Annotated in this window: 16 protein-coding genes; 11 read left to right on the top strand and 5 right to left on the bottom strand. The window is 71.4% G+C overall.

The annotated features are described in order from the left end of the window. Positions 1–46: 46 nt before the first annotated feature. Complete coding sequence (locus tag ACLJWH_RS21665; RefSeq protein WP_411143524.1) at positions 47–1,507, bottom strand: alpha/beta hydrolase; 1,461 nt, start codon at positions 1,505–1,507, stop codon at positions 47–49. Positions 1,508–1,906: 399 nt separating this feature from the next. On the opposite strand from ACLJWH_RS21665, the gene ACLJWH_RS21660 reads away from it, so the two are divergent. Then, positions 1,907–2,434 carry a DinB family protein gene (locus tag ACLJWH_RS21660; protein WP_411143394.1) on the top strand — a complete coding sequence of 176 codons (528 nt, stop codon included), beginning with the start codon at positions 1,907–1,909 and terminating at the stop codon, positions 2,432–2,434. Positions 2,435–2,449: 15 nt separating this feature from the next. Here the strand turns inward: ACLJWH_RS21660 and ACLJWH_RS21655 are convergent, their stop codons facing one another. Then, positions 2,450–2,854 (bottom strand): hypothetical protein, encoded by a 405-nt coding sequence (locus ACLJWH_RS21655; protein ID WP_411143393.1) that lies wholly within the window; start codon positions 2,852–2,854, stop codon positions 2,450–2,452. Positions 2,855–3,259: 405 nt separating this feature from the next. Here ACLJWH_RS21655 and ACLJWH_RS21650 point away from each other — a divergent pair, with 405 nt between their 5' ends. Further along, on the top strand, positions 3,260–3,868 hold the full coding sequence (locus tag ACLJWH_RS21650; protein WP_411143523.1) for a DUF6058 family natural product biosynthesis protein: 609 nt from the start codon (positions 3,260–3,262) through the stop codon (positions 3,866–3,868). 28 nt (positions 3,869–3,896) lie between these two features. Here ACLJWH_RS21650 and ACLJWH_RS21645 read toward each other — a convergent pair whose 3' ends face one another. The 3 genes from ACLJWH_RS21645 to ACLJWH_RS21635 form a co-directional block, all read right to left on the bottom strand. Then, on the bottom strand, positions 3,897–4,145 hold the full coding sequence (locus tag ACLJWH_RS21645) for a hypothetical protein (RefSeq protein ID WP_411143392.1): 249 nt from the start codon (positions 4,143–4,145) through the stop codon (positions 3,897–3,899). An 85-nt stretch (positions 4,146–4,230) separates the two neighbouring features. Beyond that, positions 4,231–4,971 carry a PP2C family protein-serine/threonine phosphatase gene (locus ACLJWH_RS21640; RefSeq protein WP_411143391.1) on the bottom strand — a complete coding sequence of 247 codons (741 nt, stop codon included), beginning with the start codon at positions 4,969–4,971 and terminating at the stop codon, positions 4,231–4,233. Between the two features lie 288 nt (positions 4,972–5,259). Further along, complete coding sequence (locus ACLJWH_RS21635; RefSeq protein ID WP_411143390.1) at positions 5,260–6,528, bottom strand: site-2 protease family protein; 1,269 nt, start codon at positions 6,526–6,528, stop codon at positions 5,260–5,262. Between the two features lie 408 nt (positions 6,529–6,936). Between ACLJWH_RS21635 and ACLJWH_RS21630 the strand changes: the two genes are divergently transcribed. The 9 genes from ACLJWH_RS21630 to cas2e all read left to right on the top strand — a co-directional run bounded on the left by ACLJWH_RS21630 (position 6,937) and on the right by cas2e (position 17,842). Next, positions 6,937–7,230, top strand: a complete 294-nt coding sequence (locus ACLJWH_RS21630) for a hypothetical protein (protein WP_411143389.1) — start codon at positions 6,937–6,939, stop codon at positions 7,228–7,230. 620 nt (positions 7,231–7,850) lie between these two features. Further along, complete coding sequence (locus ACLJWH_RS21625) at positions 7,851–8,036, top strand: hypothetical protein (protein WP_411143388.1); 186 nt, start codon at positions 7,851–7,853, stop codon at positions 8,034–8,036. A gap of 262 nt (positions 8,037–8,298) precedes the next feature. Next, complete coding sequence (casA, locus tag ACLJWH_RS21620; RefSeq protein WP_411143387.1) at positions 8,299–13,026, top strand: type I-E CRISPR-associated protein Cse1/CasA; 4,728 nt, start codon at positions 8,299–8,301, stop codon at positions 13,024–13,026. Further along, a complete protein-coding gene (casB, locus tag ACLJWH_RS21615; RefSeq protein ID WP_411143386.1) occupies positions 13,023–13,778 on the top strand; it encodes a type I-E CRISPR-associated protein Cse2/CasB in 756 nt (251 codons plus the stop codon). The genes casA and casB overlap by 4 nt, the downstream gene beginning before the upstream one ends. A gap of 74 nt (positions 13,779–13,852) precedes the next feature. After that, positions 13,853–15,058, top strand: a complete 1,206-nt coding sequence (cas7e, locus tag ACLJWH_RS21610; protein WP_411143385.1) for a type I-E CRISPR-associated protein Cas7/Cse4/CasC — start codon at positions 13,853–13,855, stop codon at positions 15,056–15,058. Further along, positions 15,055–15,798, top strand: coding sequence for a type I-E CRISPR-associated protein Cas5/CasD (gene cas5e / locus ACLJWH_RS21605; RefSeq protein ID WP_411143384.1), 744 nt, complete (start codon positions 15,055–15,057; stop codon positions 15,796–15,798). The genes cas7e and cas5e overlap by 4 nt, the downstream gene beginning before the upstream one ends. Continuing rightward, complete coding sequence (gene cas6e, locus ACLJWH_RS21600) at positions 15,798–16,514, top strand: type I-E CRISPR-associated protein Cas6/Cse3/CasE (RefSeq protein WP_411143383.1); 717 nt, start codon at positions 15,798–15,800, stop codon at positions 16,512–16,514. The genes cas5e and cas6e overlap by 1 nt, the downstream gene beginning before the upstream one ends. Positions 16,515–16,517: 3 nt before the next feature. Next, positions 16,518–17,468: a type I-E CRISPR-associated endonuclease Cas1e gene (cas1e, locus tag ACLJWH_RS21595; RefSeq protein WP_411143382.1), complete on the top strand. Its 951-nt coding sequence runs from the start codon at positions 16,518–16,520 to the stop codon at positions 17,466–17,468. Further along, positions 17,465–17,842: a type I-E CRISPR-associated endoribonuclease Cas2e gene (cas2e, locus tag ACLJWH_RS21590; protein WP_411143381.1), complete on the top strand. Its 378-nt coding sequence runs from the start codon at positions 17,465–17,467 to the stop codon at positions 17,840–17,842. Before cas1e ends, cas2e begins: the two co-directional genes overlap by 4 nt. Positions 17,843–18,109: the final 267 nt, after the last annotated feature.

Below are 18,109 nucleotides of genomic sequence, written 5' to 3'. Positions count from 1 at the left end.
GGAACAGCACCCCGAATCAGTCGGCCCAGAATCGGTCCGCGCGGGATCAGTCGGCGCAGAACACGTCCCCCGTCGGCCGTCGGCCGGTCGTGAGGAAGGCGGTGACGGCGCGGTCGGCGCAGGCGTTGCCGTTGGCCAGGTAGACGCCGTGGCCGCCGTGGCCGACCGTCACGAGGCGGGCCCGGTCGCCGAGGGCCGAGCGCATCTTCAGGGCGCCGGAGTACGGGGTGGTCGGGTCCCGGAGGTTCTGGATCATCAGGATGTCGGGCGGGCCCTCGGCGGTGATCCGGGTGGGCTTCTCCGCCGGCGCGTCCTTCCAGAAGGCGCAGGGCGAGACGTTCGCCGTCATCCCGGCCGTGAGCGGGTGCCGGACGCGGTCGGTGGCCACCGCGCGCGCATACGAGGGGACCGTCCCCCGCCAGCGCACGTCGTTGCAGATGGTCGCGATCACGACCGCCGCGTCCTCGTCCCGCAGGGGCTCGGCCAGGTCGGCGGGCAGGACCGGTTCGCCCGCCGGGTCCTGGGCCGCCTGGACGAGCCGGGCCAGCTGGGGAAAGGAGCCATTGCCGGACAGGGCGTTCTGGAGGGCCTGCCGCAGCAGGTTGCCGGTCAGCGGAACCCCCGCCGTGGTCGAATCCTTCGGTTTCCGGTCCAGCTTCGCCGCGAGAGCGAGGAACAACGACCTTACGTCCTCGGGCCGTTCGGCCAGCCGCAGCCCCTCGCCCTGCCGGGCCGGGTCCGCCGCCCAGGCCGCGAAGTCCGGGAACCGGTCGTCCACGCCGACCGCCATGTTCGCCAGCCAGCCCTGCGCCACCCGGCCCGGGTCGGGGTCGCCGTTGCTGTCCAGGACCCAGCGGTCGGTGTGCTGCGGGTACTTCTGCGCGTACACGGCCGCTACGTACGTCCCGTACGAGACGCCCCAGGCCGACAGTTTCCGCTCGCCCAGCGCCTGGCGGAAGCGGTCGATGTCGCGCACCTCGTTCGCGGTGGAGAAGCCGCGCAGCACGGCGCCGCCGTGTCGGCCGCACGCGTCGGCGATACGCCGGGACCGGGCGACGTTCTCCGTGATCTCGCCGTCCGGTCCCGGCCAGGACCGCAGGTTCACCAGATAGCGGTCGTCCGGGGCGAGTTCGCAGCTCGCCTTCGTGCTGCCGCCCAGCCCGCGCGGGTCGAGCGCGACGATGTCGTACGCGCCCGCCATCTCCTTCCGCAGCACCTCCCCCCTCTGCGCCAGCTGCCGCGCCCCGGACCCGCCCGGCCCGCCGGGGATCACCAGCAGCGTCCCCCGCCGCGCCGCGGGCCGCTCACTGCGGAGGCGGTACACCGCGAGGGTGAGCTGCGGGCCGTCCGGATCGCGGTAGTCGACCGGCGCGGGCAGCTCCGCGCACTCCCGCCCGGCGGGGCCGTTGGGCTCGTCGCAGGGGCGCCAGGTGAGTGCCGGGGCGGCGGCGGTGGCAGCGGCGGGGACAGCAGTGACGGCAGTGACGGCATCTTCGGCGCGGGACATCGGCGCGGTCGCGGTCGCGGACGCGGACGCGGTCACGGACGCAGCCGCAGGGGCAGGGGCAGGCGTACGTGTAGGCGTAGGCGCATTCGTATGGGTAGGCGCAGTCGTATGTGCAGGCGCAGTCGTATGTGCAGGCGCAGTCGTATGCGCAGGCGCGGTCGTATGCGCAGGCGCAGTCGCGGCGACGACCGTGGCGGAGAGCACGAGGAGAAGTGCCGTACTGGGGTAAGTGGGCATGTCACAAGGGTTGTTGAGGGGATTGCCCACGCCCATCCGGCAGCCACCATGCCAGTGGTGGGGTTAGCCCCCGCGCGCGGACCGCCGGACCATGACCCGCACGACGACTCCCTGCGCCCGGTCCCGTGTGCCCGCGCCGGTACCTGTGCGAGGGTGGCGCGTATGGGCACGACACCGGACGGGCGGCCGATCCCGCCCCCGCACGCCGATGAACGGGCCATGCTGGAGAGCTGGTTGGAGTTTCACCGCGCCACGCTCGCGCTGAAGTGCGCGGGACTCGACGACCGACAGCTGCGGACGGCCTCGGTGGCGCCGTCATCGATGACGCTGCTCGGCCTGGTCCAGCATCTGACGGAGGTGGAACGGAACTGGTTCCAGCGGGTGTTCGCGGGCCGGGACGTGCCACTCGTCCACGCGTCAGAAACGGGGGACAGTTTCGCGCTCGCCCCGGACCGCAGCGCCGACGAGGTACTGGCCGCCTGGCGCACGGAAGTCGCCCGGAGCCGTGCGGCGATCGTCGCCGCTTCGCTGGACGACCCCGGCGAGCTCTCGGCGCAGCTGGCCGCGCACGTCGGGAGCCGGGAGGTTTCGCTGCGCTGGATCCTGGTCCACCTGATCGAGGAGTACGCGCGTCACAACGGCCATGCGGATCTCCTCAGGGAGCGCATCGACGGCGCCACAGGCGCTTGAGACGCCCCCGCCCCCTCAGTCCCACACCACGGACCATACGGCCGCCCCGGCCGGCACCGCGGGGACATCCCGGTAGGTGTCCACCAGGCCCGGCAGGACACCGCTGGCCGCACATCCCTCGGCCCACGCCGCGCAGGACGCCTCGTCCGCCGTGGTGCAGACAGCGACGGCCTCGGCGGTGAGCACCTCCATATCGATGGTCTCCGGGTGCGGTTGGACCCGTACCCATCGGACGTCCGGACGCTGTTCGATCGCGCGCAACCGCGCGGCCAGCACCGCCAGCGGCGGGCGCCCGTATCCCCATTGGTTGGGCGCGAGGGACTCCTCGTCCGTATTGCCCTCGAAGAACTCGTCCAGCGTGAGCAGGGGCATCGGGCCTCGCTCACCGGAACGCTCGACTACCTGAGTCGCGGAGATCACGAACGCGATCGTCGCACATGCTTTCGATTTACGCCATGGATGAGAACTACGGATGAGGACTCTGGGTGAGAACTGCGGATGAGAACTGTGGACGTGCACCGGTCCGCGGGGAGCGGACCGCACCGGGAGCCGTCCCCGCCCCGCATCCACGCATACCGGCCGCACGGTTCGGCGGGGACCGAACCATCAGGTCGGTAACGTCCGGACACGGCGCGGGAAGCGTCCGTATGCGAGATGCGCAATGACCGCCGATGGCCGCTGATGGCCGCCGACGGCCACTGATGACCGCTGATGACCGCTCATGGCCGCGTAACGGCCATGAGGGCAGCCAAGAGGGCGGCGAAGACGGTGACGAAAGGGATGGTGACGAAAGGGATGGTGACGTGGACGACGGAGGGGATCCCCCTGCCGCAGGCGGACCTGAAGCGGCAACTGGCTAACCGCTTCCGCGAGGTCAATGGTGATCACCCGATGACGGCGGCCGACGACGCGTACGTCAGCGCGCAGTACGCCGTCCTGGCGGAGCTGTGCACCGACCGCCGTGACGCCGTGGAGGTCCGCCGCCTCATGCTGGAGCGGCGCCTCCCGCTTCCCGGGTATCTGCGCTCCGACGGCGCCGAGATGGTGCCGGCCGATCTGTTCGCCCTCGCCGACGAGGCGGGCGGTACGGAGCGGCTGCCCGCCTGGTTCACCGCTCACTGGACCGATCCGGCCACTGCCGAGGAGGAGTGGCAGGCGTACCTGAGCGGGCAGTACGTGTGTCTGCGCTCCGTCACCCCGGCCACCATCCAGCGCAAGGGCCGGCTCACGGCGGCCATCGGCGCCGCGCCCGGCGAGCCCGATGCCGGGACCACCCGGTGGGCCGTACGACTGCACGCCCTCATCGACGAACTCGACGCGCTGGAGCCCGCGTTCACGTCCTATGACCGCCTGCGCTTCGGCGGCCCGACATCGCGTGACACCTGCATCGACGCGATGCGTGCGCGTTTTCCACGCCCTGCGCGAGTGCGGTAGCCGGCGTTCCGTCCGTCCCGGGTACCGCTCATTCCCAAGTACCGCTCCACTGCCCCGTCACGCGGAACCAGAGCCCCGGGGCATAGGTCGAATCGACAACAGGGGCTTCGCCCTTCGCCACCCGCAGGACCCGCACCGCGCCACTGGGGAGTACGTCGTACTCGTAGCTGACCTGCGCGGCGCCCTCCGTGACGTCGACGTAAGAGACATCCACGGCGCTCGGATCCGCGTATTCCCCAGGAGGCCGGTTCTCCACCAATTTTATGAAGACGCCCATGTCTTGACGGTAAAGCCGGCGTGGCCTTCTCGCACGGCGGGCGGTCTCCGATACGGCCGGTCCGGCGCCGTCGGCCGCTGTTCGCCTACTCACCGATGCGGATGAGCGCGAGCGTGATGTTGTCCGGGCCGCCCGCCTCGATGGCGGACTTCCACAGTTCGAACGCGGCCCGGCCGCCGTCGTGGGCCCGCAGCAGGTCGTCGATGGCCTCCTCCGGCACCGGGTCGGTCAGACCGTCCGTACACACCAGATAGCGATCGCCCACGGCGAGCGGTGACGTCGTGACGTGCGGCGTGATGGCGCTGAACCGGGGAGCCCCGCCGAGCGCCTGCGTGACGATCGGCGTGCTGCGCTGCCCCGGCGGCAGCGGCGGGCTGTCGTCCAGGCTCACCTGCCGCAGCCCGTCCGGCGACGCACCGAGCACCCGGCTGTCGCCGACGTTGAACACCAGCAGGGACTCCGGCAGTACGACGGCACCCGCGACGGTGGTGCCCATGGTGAGCAGCGCCGGATCGCGGTCGGCGGCCACGTACACCGCGTGATTGCAGACCTTCAGGGCGTCACGGACGGCTTCCTCACTGTCGAGGGCGGGACCGGACGAGGCCAGTTGCCGGACGACCAGCGCACTGGCCACCTCACCCGCCGGCTGGCCGCCCATACCGTCGGCGACCGCGACGACGAGCGGACTGCCGAGGGGGAACACCAGCGTCTGCGGATTCTCGGTCACGGTGCCGCACAACGTCCATGGACCGGCCACCAGGCTGTCCTCGTTGTGATCGCGGATCAGCCCGGTGTGGCTCAGAGCAGTCACTGTGATGTACGGCATCGGCGTGTCCCGCCTCTCCACGACAGCAGTCGCGTCCCGCACCACCATTGTGGCGCCGCGAACGGCCGACCGCCCTCGCAGTGGTGGGCGAGCGCCCTCGCAGGGTGGCGACGAGCGTCCTCGCAGGGTGGCGGCGACCGCTTTCGCAGGACGTCGGCTCCCGGGCACCCGGGCGCCCCGGTTGCCGTCGTGCCGGGGCAAGGTCACGTACCCGGTCCCGTACGCCCGGCCCCGCGCGCTCCGCCCCGTCCCCCTCCCGCACCCACGCGCTCAGCCCCGTCAGCCCTGTCAGCCCCGCCCGCTGCCGCCCCAGCCCCAGCCGCTGCCGCTGCCGCTGCCGCTCTGATCGCTATCACTATCGCTACCGCTCCGATCGCCGTCACCCCGGTGTTCACCCCGGTGTCCGGCTCCCCGTCCGCTGCCTGCCCGTCCCCCGTCGCCGAGTCTCAGCGTGTGCCGCTGCATCAGCCGGGAGATGTCCTTCCCGGTGACGATCCCCACCAGCTGCCCCGCCTCCACGACGAGGATGCGCATACCGGTACCCAGGCGGATCTTGTCGAGTGCCGCGCTCAGCAGTTCGTCCGGAGCGGCGACCGCGCACTGGGACAGCGGAGTCGCCACCTCGCGCACCCGCAGCGTCTCCCGGCGCACTCCCGGTACCGCCGCGAGCCTGCGCAGCTGCACGATTCCGCTGGGACGGCCCTCGAAGTCGAGCAGCGGCAGAGCGGAGTGGTGGCTCTTCACGGCCACCTCGTCGATGAACCGCTGGGCGGTCAGCCAGTCGGCCCCGGTCGCCACCGGGCTGGACATGGCATCGGCCACCCGCACCCCCCGCAGCGCGGTGTCGAGCGCCGTACGCCGCCGTTCCGACGCGGCGGCGAGCATGATGAACAGGCCGACGAAGACGAGCCACAGCCCGCTCGGCGCACCCCGCAGGACGGATATCCAGCCGACGGCCACCAGCAGCACGCCCATGACCTGGCCGGCCCGGGAAGCCGCCAGATCCGCACGTTCCCGGTCTCCGGTGCGCCACCACAGCAACGCCTGCACCACCCGTCCGCCGTCCAGCGGGACGGCGGGCAGCAGGTTGAACACTCCCAGGAACAGGTTCGCCCAGCCGAGCCACACCAGGACGACGGCGGGCACCGACCAGCCGTACAGCGCGTGCAGCCCGATCGCCGCGCCGACCGCGGCGCCCCCGATGACCAGGCTGGTCAGCGGCCCGCTCACCGCCACCAGGAACGCCGCCGCGGCGGTCCGCGGCCGCCCCATCCGCGTCATACCGCCCAGCGCCCACAGCGTCACGTCCTCGACGTTGATCTTCTTCCAGCGGGCGGTCGCGGCGTGCGCCGTCTCGTGGAGCAGCAGGCTGCCCATGAGCAGCGCGGCCCCTACGACACCGGCGAGGGCGTATACGGCGTCCGAGCGCCCCGGAGTCCACAGGGGGAGGGTCTCCCGGCCGAGCCCGTACGCGAACAGCACCACCAGCAGCGGCACACTCCAGTGCATCCGCAGGGGTACCCCGACAACACGTCCGACACGGACCGAGCCGTTCATCGTCGTCTCCCGCCCGCTCGGCACCCGGCCCCTCCGAGCAGGACCTGGCGACCTGCACTCCGTGAACCGGGCAGCACGGCACTCACCACAATTGTCACTCGCGCGGCCGCACACGGTCGGCCGACGTCCCCGGGAACCACGCCGCACCCGCCGGCCCGGCGATTTCCCCTGCTTCCCGCCGCTTCCCACGGCTTTCCGAAGCTTCCCGCTCTGCCACGTCGCCGCTCCGCCACGTCGGTGGTCTCCGTTCCGGCACCCCGCCACGCGAGCGGGCACCCGCCCGGGTACGCACCTGGGCACCTGGATACGCGCCCGGGAACCCACCCCATCCGGACCGGACGTATCTACGCTGGACGTAACGCGGCTGAACGTACGGACGGCAGCGGACGGCACTACGGGAGGTGCGTCATGGCCACGGGCCGGAGCCACCACTTCCACCTGGATCTGGGTGACCACTCGATCACCGTGAACATCGGACCCGGCAGCGACGGAGAGATAGAGCTCCTGGTCAACGGCAAAGTCGTCGCCTACCAGAAGGAGCACGGCCCCGGCGTGACCCTGCTGACCGGCGAACTCCCCGACGAGCCCGCCCGCCCCTTCCGCGTCCGCGTACGCGAACCGCACCTCATCCCGTCCGGCCCCCGCTCCACGCTGGAACTGGACGGCACGGAATGGCCTATGCCGGAGCGGGCTGTGCTTTGAGACGCCGCGCGGGGGCCGGGGGCTCCGGCGGGTGCGCTCCAGGCGGCGGCGCTGTGCGTTCCCGCAAGCGCGCTGGTCTCCGGGGTCGTACTCGCTTACGTTGGTGACGGACCTGTCCCCGCGCGCGGGGGTGGTCCCAACCCGATTCTCACCCGGACTGTCGTCGTCGGGTGGTCCCCGCGGGTGCGGGGGTGGTCCCTTGAACGCCATTCCCATTTAGAGACGACCGAAGTGGTCCCCGCGGGTGCGGGGGTGGTCCCTAGGGCGGGCAGTGGTACGTCGTCACTGGTACACGTCATCCCCGCGCCTGCGGGGCTTCTCCCCACCGACGAGGCTTCACTCCCCACGAGCCAATTCAACTATCGCAACTAGGGAGCGCATTGCTTACGTGGCAATGAACCCAAGAATTTGAAGATCGCCAGTGGAACAGTACCTCCAAGATCTTCAGCCAAAGTCAGGACACCCCCAGAGGCCACCCCCTACCGTCAGTTGAGTACGCAGCGGCACAGGCGGATCGCAGCCTCGCGCCGGATCGACCACGCCTGAAGGCAGCTGATCCGTCACGGCGAGCGCAAGGTCCCGGCCGCATCCTCACAGTGCTCAGCACCCAAGGAGAGATCTTGTTAGGCAAAATCGCCCACGACGATCAGGACGGCGGGCGTTCCGCCGACGTCCTTCAGCTGCTCATGGCCCTGGTCGCAGCAGGGCCTTTCACTCCCTCACCCCTCGCACCATGGGTCTGGGGTATCGCGGTGATCGTGGTGGTGGTCCTGGTCGTCCCTGGGGCGAGGCAGTGCCGCAGCTGAGCGGCACGGCCCCGTTGCGGCCGACACATCCGTAACACCCGAACCACTACGGGCACGGGTACCGGTACGGCACGGGTCGGCAGCCACCGCCGGGTGTGGCTGCCGACCCTGCGTGGCGTCGGGTGAGCGTCAAGTGAATCGCTCACCCGCCCCCGAGATGAATGTGATCAATTGCAGCCATCTTCTTTCGAAGCATGCCCTTTCCATGCCCCTTTTCGGAACATCGATCACCGGCGAGGGTCCAGCCATGTCCAATACGCCTATGAATCAGGATCGCCCCACGTCCGGGGCGCCCTTCGATCGCCTGTCCGCCGCCGCACGGCTGGCCTGGGGCAAGCACGATCGAGGGACCGAGGAATGGCTGCCGTTGTGGCGGCATATGGCGGACAGCGCCGCCGTCGCGGGGAAGTTGTGGGACGAGTGGGTTCCGGGCAATGTCAAAGCGCTCGTCGCCGAGGTACTGCCGGACGGGGCGGACGACGCGCGTCGGCTCGCGGTCTACCTTGCGTGCGTACATGACATAGGCAAGTGTTCGCCCGCCTTCGCCTGCCAGGTGGACGGCCTCGCGGATCGTATGCGGGCGGCGGGCCTGGACATGCCGTACCAGAAGCAGTTCGGCACCGACCGTCGCATGGCACCGCACGGGCTGGCCGGTCAACTGCTGCTCCAGGAGTGGCTTGCCGAGCGGTTCGGGTGGAGCGGCCGGGCCTCCGGGCAGTTCGCCGTCGTGGCCGGTGGGCACCATGGGACACCCCCGGATCACCAGCAGATCCACGACCTCCGCCTGCATCCGCGCCTGCTGCGCACCCCGGGAGCGAGCGAGAACAACTGGCGTGCGGCGCAGTACGAGTTACTGGATGCCTGCGCGGTGACCGCTGGGGTCACGGACCGGTTCCCGCACTGGCGGTCCGTGCGCCTGCCGCAACCGGTGCAGGTGGTGCTGACCGCCGTGGTGATCGTCTCCGACTGGATAGCCAGCTCGGCCGAGTTGTTTCCGTACGACCCGTCCTCGTGGTCGCTGCCGGACGGGTCCGGAGAGGCGCGGCGGCTCGCGGCCGCCTGGGCGGGGATCGACCTGCCGGGACCATGGGCGCCGGGCGAACCGGCCGGGTCCGCGGCCGAGTTGTTCACATCCCGTTTCGACCTGCCGGACGGCGCGGTGATCAGACCGGTGCAGGAGGCGGCCGTGCGGATGGCGCGCCAGTTGCCCGCCGGGGGGCTGCTGATCATCGAAGCGCCCATGGGCGAGGGCAAGACGGAGGCGGCCTTCGCGGCGGCGGAGATCCTGGCGGCCCGGACCGGGGCCGGTGGCTGCCTGGTGGCGCTGCCGACCCGGGCCACGGGAGACGCCATGTTCCCCCGCCTGCTGAACTGGCTGGCGCACCTGCCCTCGGACGGCCCCCGGTCCGTCGTCCTGGCCCACGCCAAGTCCGCGCTCAATGACGTCTGGGCGGGGCTGTTGCGAGCCGGTCACCGGACGATCGCCGCGGTCGAACCGGACAGCCCGGACGCGGTCGCGGCCGCCGGCCGGGCCCGGCGGTCCAGCCCCGCCGGGCTGCACGCGCACCAGTGGCTGCGAGGGCGGAAGAAGGCGCTGCTCGCCTCGTTCGCCGTGGGCACCATCGACCAGGTGCTCTTCGCGGGACTCAAGAGCCGGCATCTGGCCCTGCGGCACCTCGCCGTCGCGGGCAAGGTCGTCATCATCGACGAAGTCCACGCCTACGACGCCTATATGAACGCGTATCTGGACCGGGTACTGGAGTGGCTGGCCGCCTACCGGGTGCCCGTGGTGCTGCTCTCCGCGACCCTGCCCGCGGGCCGGCGGCGGGAGCTGGCCGCGGCGTACGCCGGGGAGGCCGACGCCGGGCACGTCGGCACCGGAGACGTCGGGGGCGGAGCCGACGGGGGTGCGCTGGACGTACCCGACGACGCCTACCCCCTGATCACCGCCGTGGCACCCGGCGCACCGATTCGGGTGGCGCGGCCGCCGGCCGCCTCGGGACGCCGTACCGAGGTCGCCCTGGAGCGGCTGGACGACGACCTGGCCTCGCTGGTGCGACGGCTGGGCGACGAACTGCGCGACGGCGGCTGCGCGTTGGTGGTGCGCAATACCGTCGACCGGGTACTGGAGGCGGCCGGGCGACTGCGGGACCACTTCGGTGCGGACGCGGTGACCGTGGCGCACTCCCGGTTCCTGGCGGCCGACCGGGCCCGCAAGGACACCGAACTGCGGACGCGTTTCGGACCCGGTGGCGAGCGTCCCGCCGGGCCGCACATCGTCGTGGCCAGCCAGGTGGTCGAGCAGTCGCTGGACGTCGACTTCGACCTGCTGGTCACCGATCTGGCCCCGGTGGACCTGGTCCTCCAGCGCATGGGACGGCTGCACCGCCATCCGCGCCCCCGCCCGCCCCGGCTGGCACAGGCCCGCTGCCTGGTGACCGGCGTGGACTGGCAGGCCGACCCGCCCGAGCCCGTACCCGGCTCGCTCGGCGTCTACCAGGGGCCGCACACCCTCCTGCGGGCGCTCGCCGTTCTCGGCCCGCACCTGGACGGCGCGCCGCTCGTACTGCCGGACCACATCAGCCCACTGGTCCAGAGCGCCTACGGGGACCGGCCGGTCGGCCCCGAGCGCTGGGCCACCGCCCTGGCCGACAGCCGTCAGGCGTATCTGACCCGGCTCGCCGGGAAGCGGCAGTGTGCCGAGGTGTTCCGGCTCGGCCCCGTACGCCGGGCCGGGCGGCCGGTGTTCGGCTGGCTGGACGCGAACGCCGGGGACGTGGACGACAGCCGCGCCGGCCGGGCCCAGGTACGGGACAGCGAGGAGAGCCTGGAGGTCCTGGTCGTCCAGCGGCAGCGGGACGGCGGGCTGACCACCGTCGGCTGGCTGGACGGTGGGCGGGGCGGGCTGGCGCTGCCCGAGCACGCCCCGCCGACGCGCCGGGCGGCCGAGGCCGTCGCTGCGAGCGCGCTGACCCTGCCCTGGCAGTTCTCCAAGCCATGGGCGATCGACCGGACCATCGCCGAGCTGGAGCGATTCCGGGTTCCGGCCTGGCAGGTGAAGGAATGCCCTTGGCTGGCAGGCGAGTTGCTGCTGGTTCTCGACGAGGATTGTCAGACCCGTCTGGCAGGCTTCGACGTGCGATACAGCCGTGCCGACGGACTCGTGGTGACACCTGTCGGCGAACAGGAGGCAAACGTGCCGAATCCCCCGCCGCCCCCCTTACCGTCCCCCTCCTTCGATCTGGTCTCCCGGCCCTGGCTGCCGGCCCAGCGCCTGGACGGGACGACGGTGGAGCTGTCGCTGCTGGAGGTCTTCACGCAGGCGAATGAGCTGCGGCGCCTGGTGGGCGATCTGCCCACACAGGAGTTCGCGCTGCTCAGACTGGTGCTGGCGATCCTCCATGACGCAGTGGAGGGCCCCGCCGAGCTGGCGGACTGGGAGGAGCTGTGGGAGTCGGCGGACCCCTTCGCGGCCGTACCGGGCTACCTCGACCGGCACCGCAACCGCTTCGACCTGCTCGCCGCGGAGCGGCCGTTCTTCCAGGTGGCGGGGTTGCACACGGCGAAGCACGAGATCGCCTCGCTGAACCGCATCGTCGCCGACGTACCCAACGGCGAACCGTTCTTCGCCATGCGCCGGCCCGGCGCGGACCGCCTCGGCCTCGCCGAGGCAGCCCGGTGGCTGGTGCACGCCCACGCTTTCGACCCGTCCGGCATCAAGTCCGGTATGGCGGGCGACGACCGGGCCAAGGGCGGAAAGGTCTACCCGCAGGGCGTCGGCTGGGCGGGCAATCTCGGCGGCGTCCTCGCCGAGGGCCGCACCCTGCGCGACACACTGCTGCTGAACCTGATCGCGACGGACGAGGGCATCCTCACGACGGACCGGAAACAGGACCTGCCGGCCTGGCGCCGCGAACCGCCCGGTCCCGGCCCGTCCCCGGCGGATCCGTCCGTCCGCCGGCCCAGCGGCCCGCGTGACCTCTACACCTGGCAGTCCCGGCGTCTGCTGCTGTACACCGAGGACGGCACCGTCACCGGCGTCGTCCTCGGCTACGGAGACCCGCTCGCCCCGCACGACCGCTGGATGTCGGAGCCCATGACGGGCTGGCGGCGCAGCCCGGCGCAGGAGAAGAAGCAGGGGCGTCCCCTCGTCTACCTGCCGCGTCAGCACGACCCCGCCCGCGCCGCCTGGCGGGGCCTGGCGAGCCTGCTCTTCGCCCAGCGGTCGGACACCGACGACGCAGGGCGGGGGACCGCGCAGAGCCTGCCGCCGGGCGTGGTGAAGTGGCTCGCCCTGCTCACCACCGAAGGGGTGCTCCCCGAGGAGTCGCTCATCCGTACCCGCCTCATCGGGGCGGTGTACGGCACCCAGCAGTCCGTGGTGGACGAGGTGGTCGACGACGGGGTCACGCTCCCCGTCGTACTCCTCCACGAGGAGCATCCGGTCTACGGCGCGACGGCGGTCGCCGCGGTCGCGGATGCCGAGCAGGGGGTGACCGCGCTGGGGCATCTCGCGGGCAACCTGGCGCGCGCCGCGGGATCGGAGCCGTCCCCGCCCTCGGCGGCCGCCCGGGACCTGGGGTTCGGGGCGCTCGACGGTCCGTACCGGCAGTGGCTGCGGACGCTGGGCGAGCACGCCGACCCGGACGCGGCTCGGGCCCGGTGGCGGACCACCGCGCACCGCATCATCCGCAGTCTCGGCCGGCAACTGCTCGACACCGCCGGCCCGGCCGCCGCGGAGGGCCGGGTCACCGAGGTACCCGGAATCGGCAGACGGTGGGTAGACGACTCCCGTGCCGACCTGTGGTTCCGGAGCCGCCTCAACAAGGTGCTGCCCGCAGCAGAACCGCGCCCGCAGAAGCATCCACAGGGGCATTCTCCGGGGCATCCGCAGGGGCAGGAGGTCTCGCGGGACGCACCCCCGGACGCGTCATCCGCAAAACCCCCGGCCACCCACCCCGACGAGAACCCCACGGAGCCCGTCGTATGACCACCACCGACCAACGGCCCGAATCCGCACGGCCGGCCGGCTCCGCCCCGCCCGGCCGCGACCGCTCCCCCTGTCCGGCCGGACAGGCCACCGCCCGCTGCATCCTGCGGCTCCAGCGCCTGTACCGCCAGGACAACCCCGCCGCCGTGGCGAACCTCGCCAGGCTGCGGCGCGGTGCCGGACGGACGGCACACACGGTCCAGGACCACTGGGGACTCGGCGGGCTGGAGGAGCTGGCCGACATCCTCGCCGACGGCCGGACCCCCGTACGCCGTGCGCACGCCGAGGAGGCGGTGTACCTCGCCGTGACGCTCTGGGCCCTGCACCAGCAGTCCATCCGCGACGGCGATATGCACCGCCCCCGGTGGACCTTGGGCCGCGCGGTCCGCACCCTCATGCAGGAGAAGAACGGGTCCGGCCCGGACGACGAACTGAACGATCCGCTCCGCAAACGGCTCGTCCGTGTCGGTACCGCCGAATCGATCGAATCGATCGCCGTACGGCTACGGGAGATCGTCCTGCTGCTCCGGAACGCGCAGGTACCGCTCGACTACGGGCGCCTCGCCGATCAGCTCTACCGCTGGCAGTCGCGCACCGAACGCGCCGCCGTACGGCGGGAGTGGGGCCGGGAGTTCCATCTCGCACCGCGCACCGGCAAGAGCGCGTCGCCGAGCGAGGGCGACACGGGCGACGCCGTCGATCTGTCCCTGGGCCCCGACGAGGAAGACGACGGTTACGGCCCCGGAGAGTGACCGCTCCCCCACCGACCATGAATTCCTTGTCCCCGCAATCTCCCGCACTGACCGCGAAAAGGAACTGAGCATTCGTGACCCGGACCATTCTCGACATCCATATCCTCCAGACCGTCCCGCCGAGCAATCTCAACCGGGACGACACCGGAACGCCCAAGTCCGCCGTCTACGGCGGCGTACGGCGGGCCCGCGTCTCCAGTCAGGCGTGGAAACGTGCCACGCGCCGGGCGTTCGTGGACCTGCTCGACGCATCCGAGCTGGGTGTCCGGACGAAGAAGGTCGCCGAGGTACTGGCCGAGCGCATCACCGCCCTCGACCCTTCGGTGTCGAAGACCGCGGCGTGGGAGCTCGCCGCGGAGACCATGCGCACGGCGACCGGATCCAAGATCGAGGTCCCCAAGCGCAAGACCAAGGACAAGGAAGGCGCGGAGAACGAAACCGCTCCTGAATCCGCGTATCTGATGTTCCTGAGCGGGCGCCAGATCAACGCTCTCGCCGGGCTGGCGGTCGAGGGCGCCGAGGGCGGTGACCTCAAGTCGCTCAAGGAATTCCTCAAGGCAAAGGAGAACAAGGCGCGCGCCCGGCAGTTGGCCGACACCGAGCACTCGGTGGACATCGCCCTTTTCGGCCGTATGGTCGCCGACTCGACCGACCTCAATGTGGATGCGGCCGCCCAGGTGGCGCACGCCCTGAGCGTCCACGCGGTGGAGGTCGAATCGGACTACTTCACCGCCGTGGACGACCGGAACACCGACGCCGAAATGGGCGCCGGCATGATCGGCTCCGTCGACTTCAACTCGGCGACCCTCTACCGCTATGCCGCGGTCGACGTCGACCGGCTCCAGGAGAACCTGGGCGCCGGCCTGCGCGAGGGCCGGTCGTCCGCCGAACCCACCCGCCGTGCCGTAGCCGCCTTCCTCGAAGGTTTCATCACCTCGCTGCCCACCGGGAAGATCAACACCTTCGGCAACCACACGCTGCCCGCCGCCGTGGTCGTCAAGCTCCGCTCCCGGCGCCCGATCAGCTTCGTCGCCGCCTTCGAGGAGCCGGTGACGGCAGGCGAGGCGGGCGGCTTCCTGCGCCGGAGCTGCGATCAGCTCGCGAAGCACGTACCCGATCTGGAGCGCATGTACGGACTCGCCGATGGCGGCCAGAGCTGGGTGCTGCGGATCGGCGCGGAGACCGAGGCACTCGCCGCCCTCGGCACCGAGGTGACACTGCCCGGCCTGGTGACGGCCGTGGGCGATGCCGTGACCGCCCGGCTGGAGCCCGGGGCATGAGCGTGCTGCTGCTGCGGCTCGCGGGGCCCCTCCAGGCGTGGGGGTCCGCGGCCCGCTTCACCCGCCGTACCACCGAGAACGCGCCCACGAAGAGCGGCGTCCTCGGCCTGCTCGCCGCGGCCCAGGGTCGTACCCGGGACGCGGGCCTCTCCGACCTGGCGGCGCTGGAGTTCGGCGTACGGATCGATCAACCCGGGGTCCGGCTACGCGATTTCCAGACCGCCCACCACGCCGACTCGGACAAGGCCATGCCGCTGTCGGAACGCTTCTATCTCGCGGACGCGGTCTTCGTGGCGGGCGTGGCGGGTGAGCCGCAACTCCTCCACGCGCTGTATGAAGCGCTGCTGGAGCCGGTCTTCCTGCCCTATCTCGGGCGCCGCTCCTGTCCCCCCGCGCAGCCGGTGACGATATCGGAGCCCCTGGACACCGACCTCGAAACCGCCTTGCGGGAAGCGCCCTGGGAGGCATCCGAGCGGTACCGGAAGCGATATGCCAACTCCGTTCGCCATGCCCATGGTTCACGCCCCGGCCCACCGCAGCTGGAGATCCTGCTCGACTGCCCGGCCGGCGAGGTCCCGGACATCACGCTGCGCGACCTTCCACTGAGTTTCGACCCGCGCCATCGGCAGTACGGGCTGCGCGGTATCCGCGGAACGCACGGAACACCGCCCTCGTCGTCCCCACCCCCACCGCACGATCCGACCACTGTGCTTCTGCCCGCCGCACCGAGGAACACCTGATGTACCTGACCCGCTTCCGCGTCAACACCGCGCGATCCGAGGCCCGGCGGCTGCTCGGTTCCCCCCACCTCCTGCACGGCGCGGTGAACATGTCCTTCCCCACGCCCCCGCCCCGGGACGGATCGGGCCCCCGGGTGCTGTGGCGCGTCGACCGCGACTCACCCGCCGAGACGCTGCTGTTCATCGTCAGCCCGGCCCGGCCCGACCTGACCCATCTGGTCGAGCAGGCAGGCTGGCCGGCCTCGGACGGCCCCGGCTGGACGACGTTCGCGTACGGGACGTTCCTCACCGCACTCACCGAGGGGGACACCTGGGGGTTCCGACTCACGGCGAACCCCGTGCACCACATCCATCACCCGGACGACAAGGAGGGCGCGCGCACCAAGCGGGCCGCCCATCAGACCCCGTACCACCAGATGCGGTGGCTACTGGAGCGGCAGGAACGCGCGGGATTCGAGGTGGTGCGGAAACCGGTGGAACGCCGGCTCCTGGAGCGGGGCGACGAGCACGAACTGATCGTCCGCGACCAGCGCCCCTTGCAGTTCCGCAGGCCCCCGTCGAAGACGGGCCGTGATGACGTCCGCTTCACCAGGGTCACCTTCGACGGACGGCTCCGGGTCACCGATCCCGACACCTTCCGCCGCACGCTCACTCATGGTCTGGGCAAGGCCAAGGCGTACGGCTGCGGTCTGATGACGCTCGCCCCGGTGCGGTGACCGATGAGCACTGTCAGCCGCCGGGGCGCCTCCTCGCCCCGTGAACTCGCCCGGGTCGGCGACCGCCTCTCCTTCGTCTACCTGGAGCGGTGCACCGTCCATCGCGACTCCCACGCGATCACGGCGGAGGACGCGGACGGCACCACGCACATCCCGTCCGCCACCATCGGGACGCTCCTGCTCGGCCCGGGGACGCGTATCACCCACCAGGCGATGGCCGTCCTCGGTGACTCCGGCGCGGGTGTGGCGTGGGTCGGCGAGCACGGGGTGCGCTACTACGCGGGCGGACGGGCCCTGACCCGTTCGTCGGGCCTGGTCGAGGCCCAGGCCACCGCGTGGGCGAACCGGCGCACCCGGCTGGAGGTGGCCCGCGCCATGTACCGCCTGCGCTTCCCGGACGAGGACCCCGCCGGCCGTACCCGGCAGGATCTCCTCCTCATGGAGGGCCGGCGGCTGAAGGACTGCTACCGCCGCGAGTCGGCCCGCACCGGAGTCCCCTGGCGCCGCCGCGAGTACCACCGCGACGACTTCTCGGCCGGCGACGCACCGAACCAGGGCGTCACCGCGGCGGCCCAGTGCATGTACGGAATCGCCCACGCCGTCGTCGCGGCCCTCGGCTGCTCCCCCGGTCTCGGCTTCGTCCACTCCGGTCACGAGCGGTCGTTCGTCCTCGATGTGGCCGACCTGTACAAGACCGAGATCGCCATCCCGGCCGCGTTCGACGCGGCGGCCGAGGGCGCGGAGGACGTCGCGACGCGGACCCGCCGCATGCTCCGGGACCGCATCAACGAAGCCGGCTTGCTCGACCGCTGCGTCCGGGACATCAAGAGCCTGCTCGGCTACGACGGGTCGCGCGACACGGCCGACTCGTCCCAGGACCGCGTAACCCTTCAGTCCGACGGCGACCGCCACGTCGAGGGCGGCCGCAACTACGGGGACGAGATCATCTGGTGACCGTCATCGTCCTCACCAACTGCCCGGTCGCCCTGCGCGGTCTGCTCACCCGCTGGCTCCTGGAAATCTCCCCGGGCATCTTCCTCGGCGCCCCCTCCACCCGCATCCGCGAGTCCCTGTGGAAGGAAGTCCGCCAATACGCGGGCCAGGGCCGCGCCCTGCTCGCCTACCAGACCAACAACGAACAGGGCTACACATTCGAAACCCACGACCACTCATGGCACCCCACCGACCACGAGGGCCTGACCCTGATCCACCGCCCGGCCTCAAAGGCACCACGCGCGGCGCAACGGACACCGGATGGGCCGACGCCGGATGTCCCACGCCAAGGCTGGAGCAAGGCATCCAAGCGGCGGAGGTACGGGGGGAGGTAGAAGGGCACGGTGCCGCGCTGGGCGGTAGGGGCGGGGGAGCGGCATATGTCGAGGGGATGACGGGGGTGGTGTTCGGCGGGGATGGTTGCTGGGGGTGTCGGGAGTTCCGTGTTGTCTGCGAGGTGAGGAGATGGGGGGTATGTCGGAATCCGTGAAAGTGAGTAAATAGGGGTGCATGGCTGGTTGAAAGGCCAGGTGAGGGCTTGTGGTCCCCGCGGGTGCGGGGGTGGTCCCCACCCCCTGACGTGAACTTTGTTCGCGAAGTAG

This window comes from Streptomyces sp. x-80 (genome assembly GCF_046549095.1).
Classification (GTDB): domain Bacteria; phylum Actinomycetota; class Actinomycetes; order Streptomycetales; family Streptomycetaceae; genus Streptomyces; species Streptomyces celluloflavus.
The sequence above is the reverse complement of the archived record's forward strand: the minus strand, read 5'-3'. Positions and strand labels throughout refer to the sequence as shown.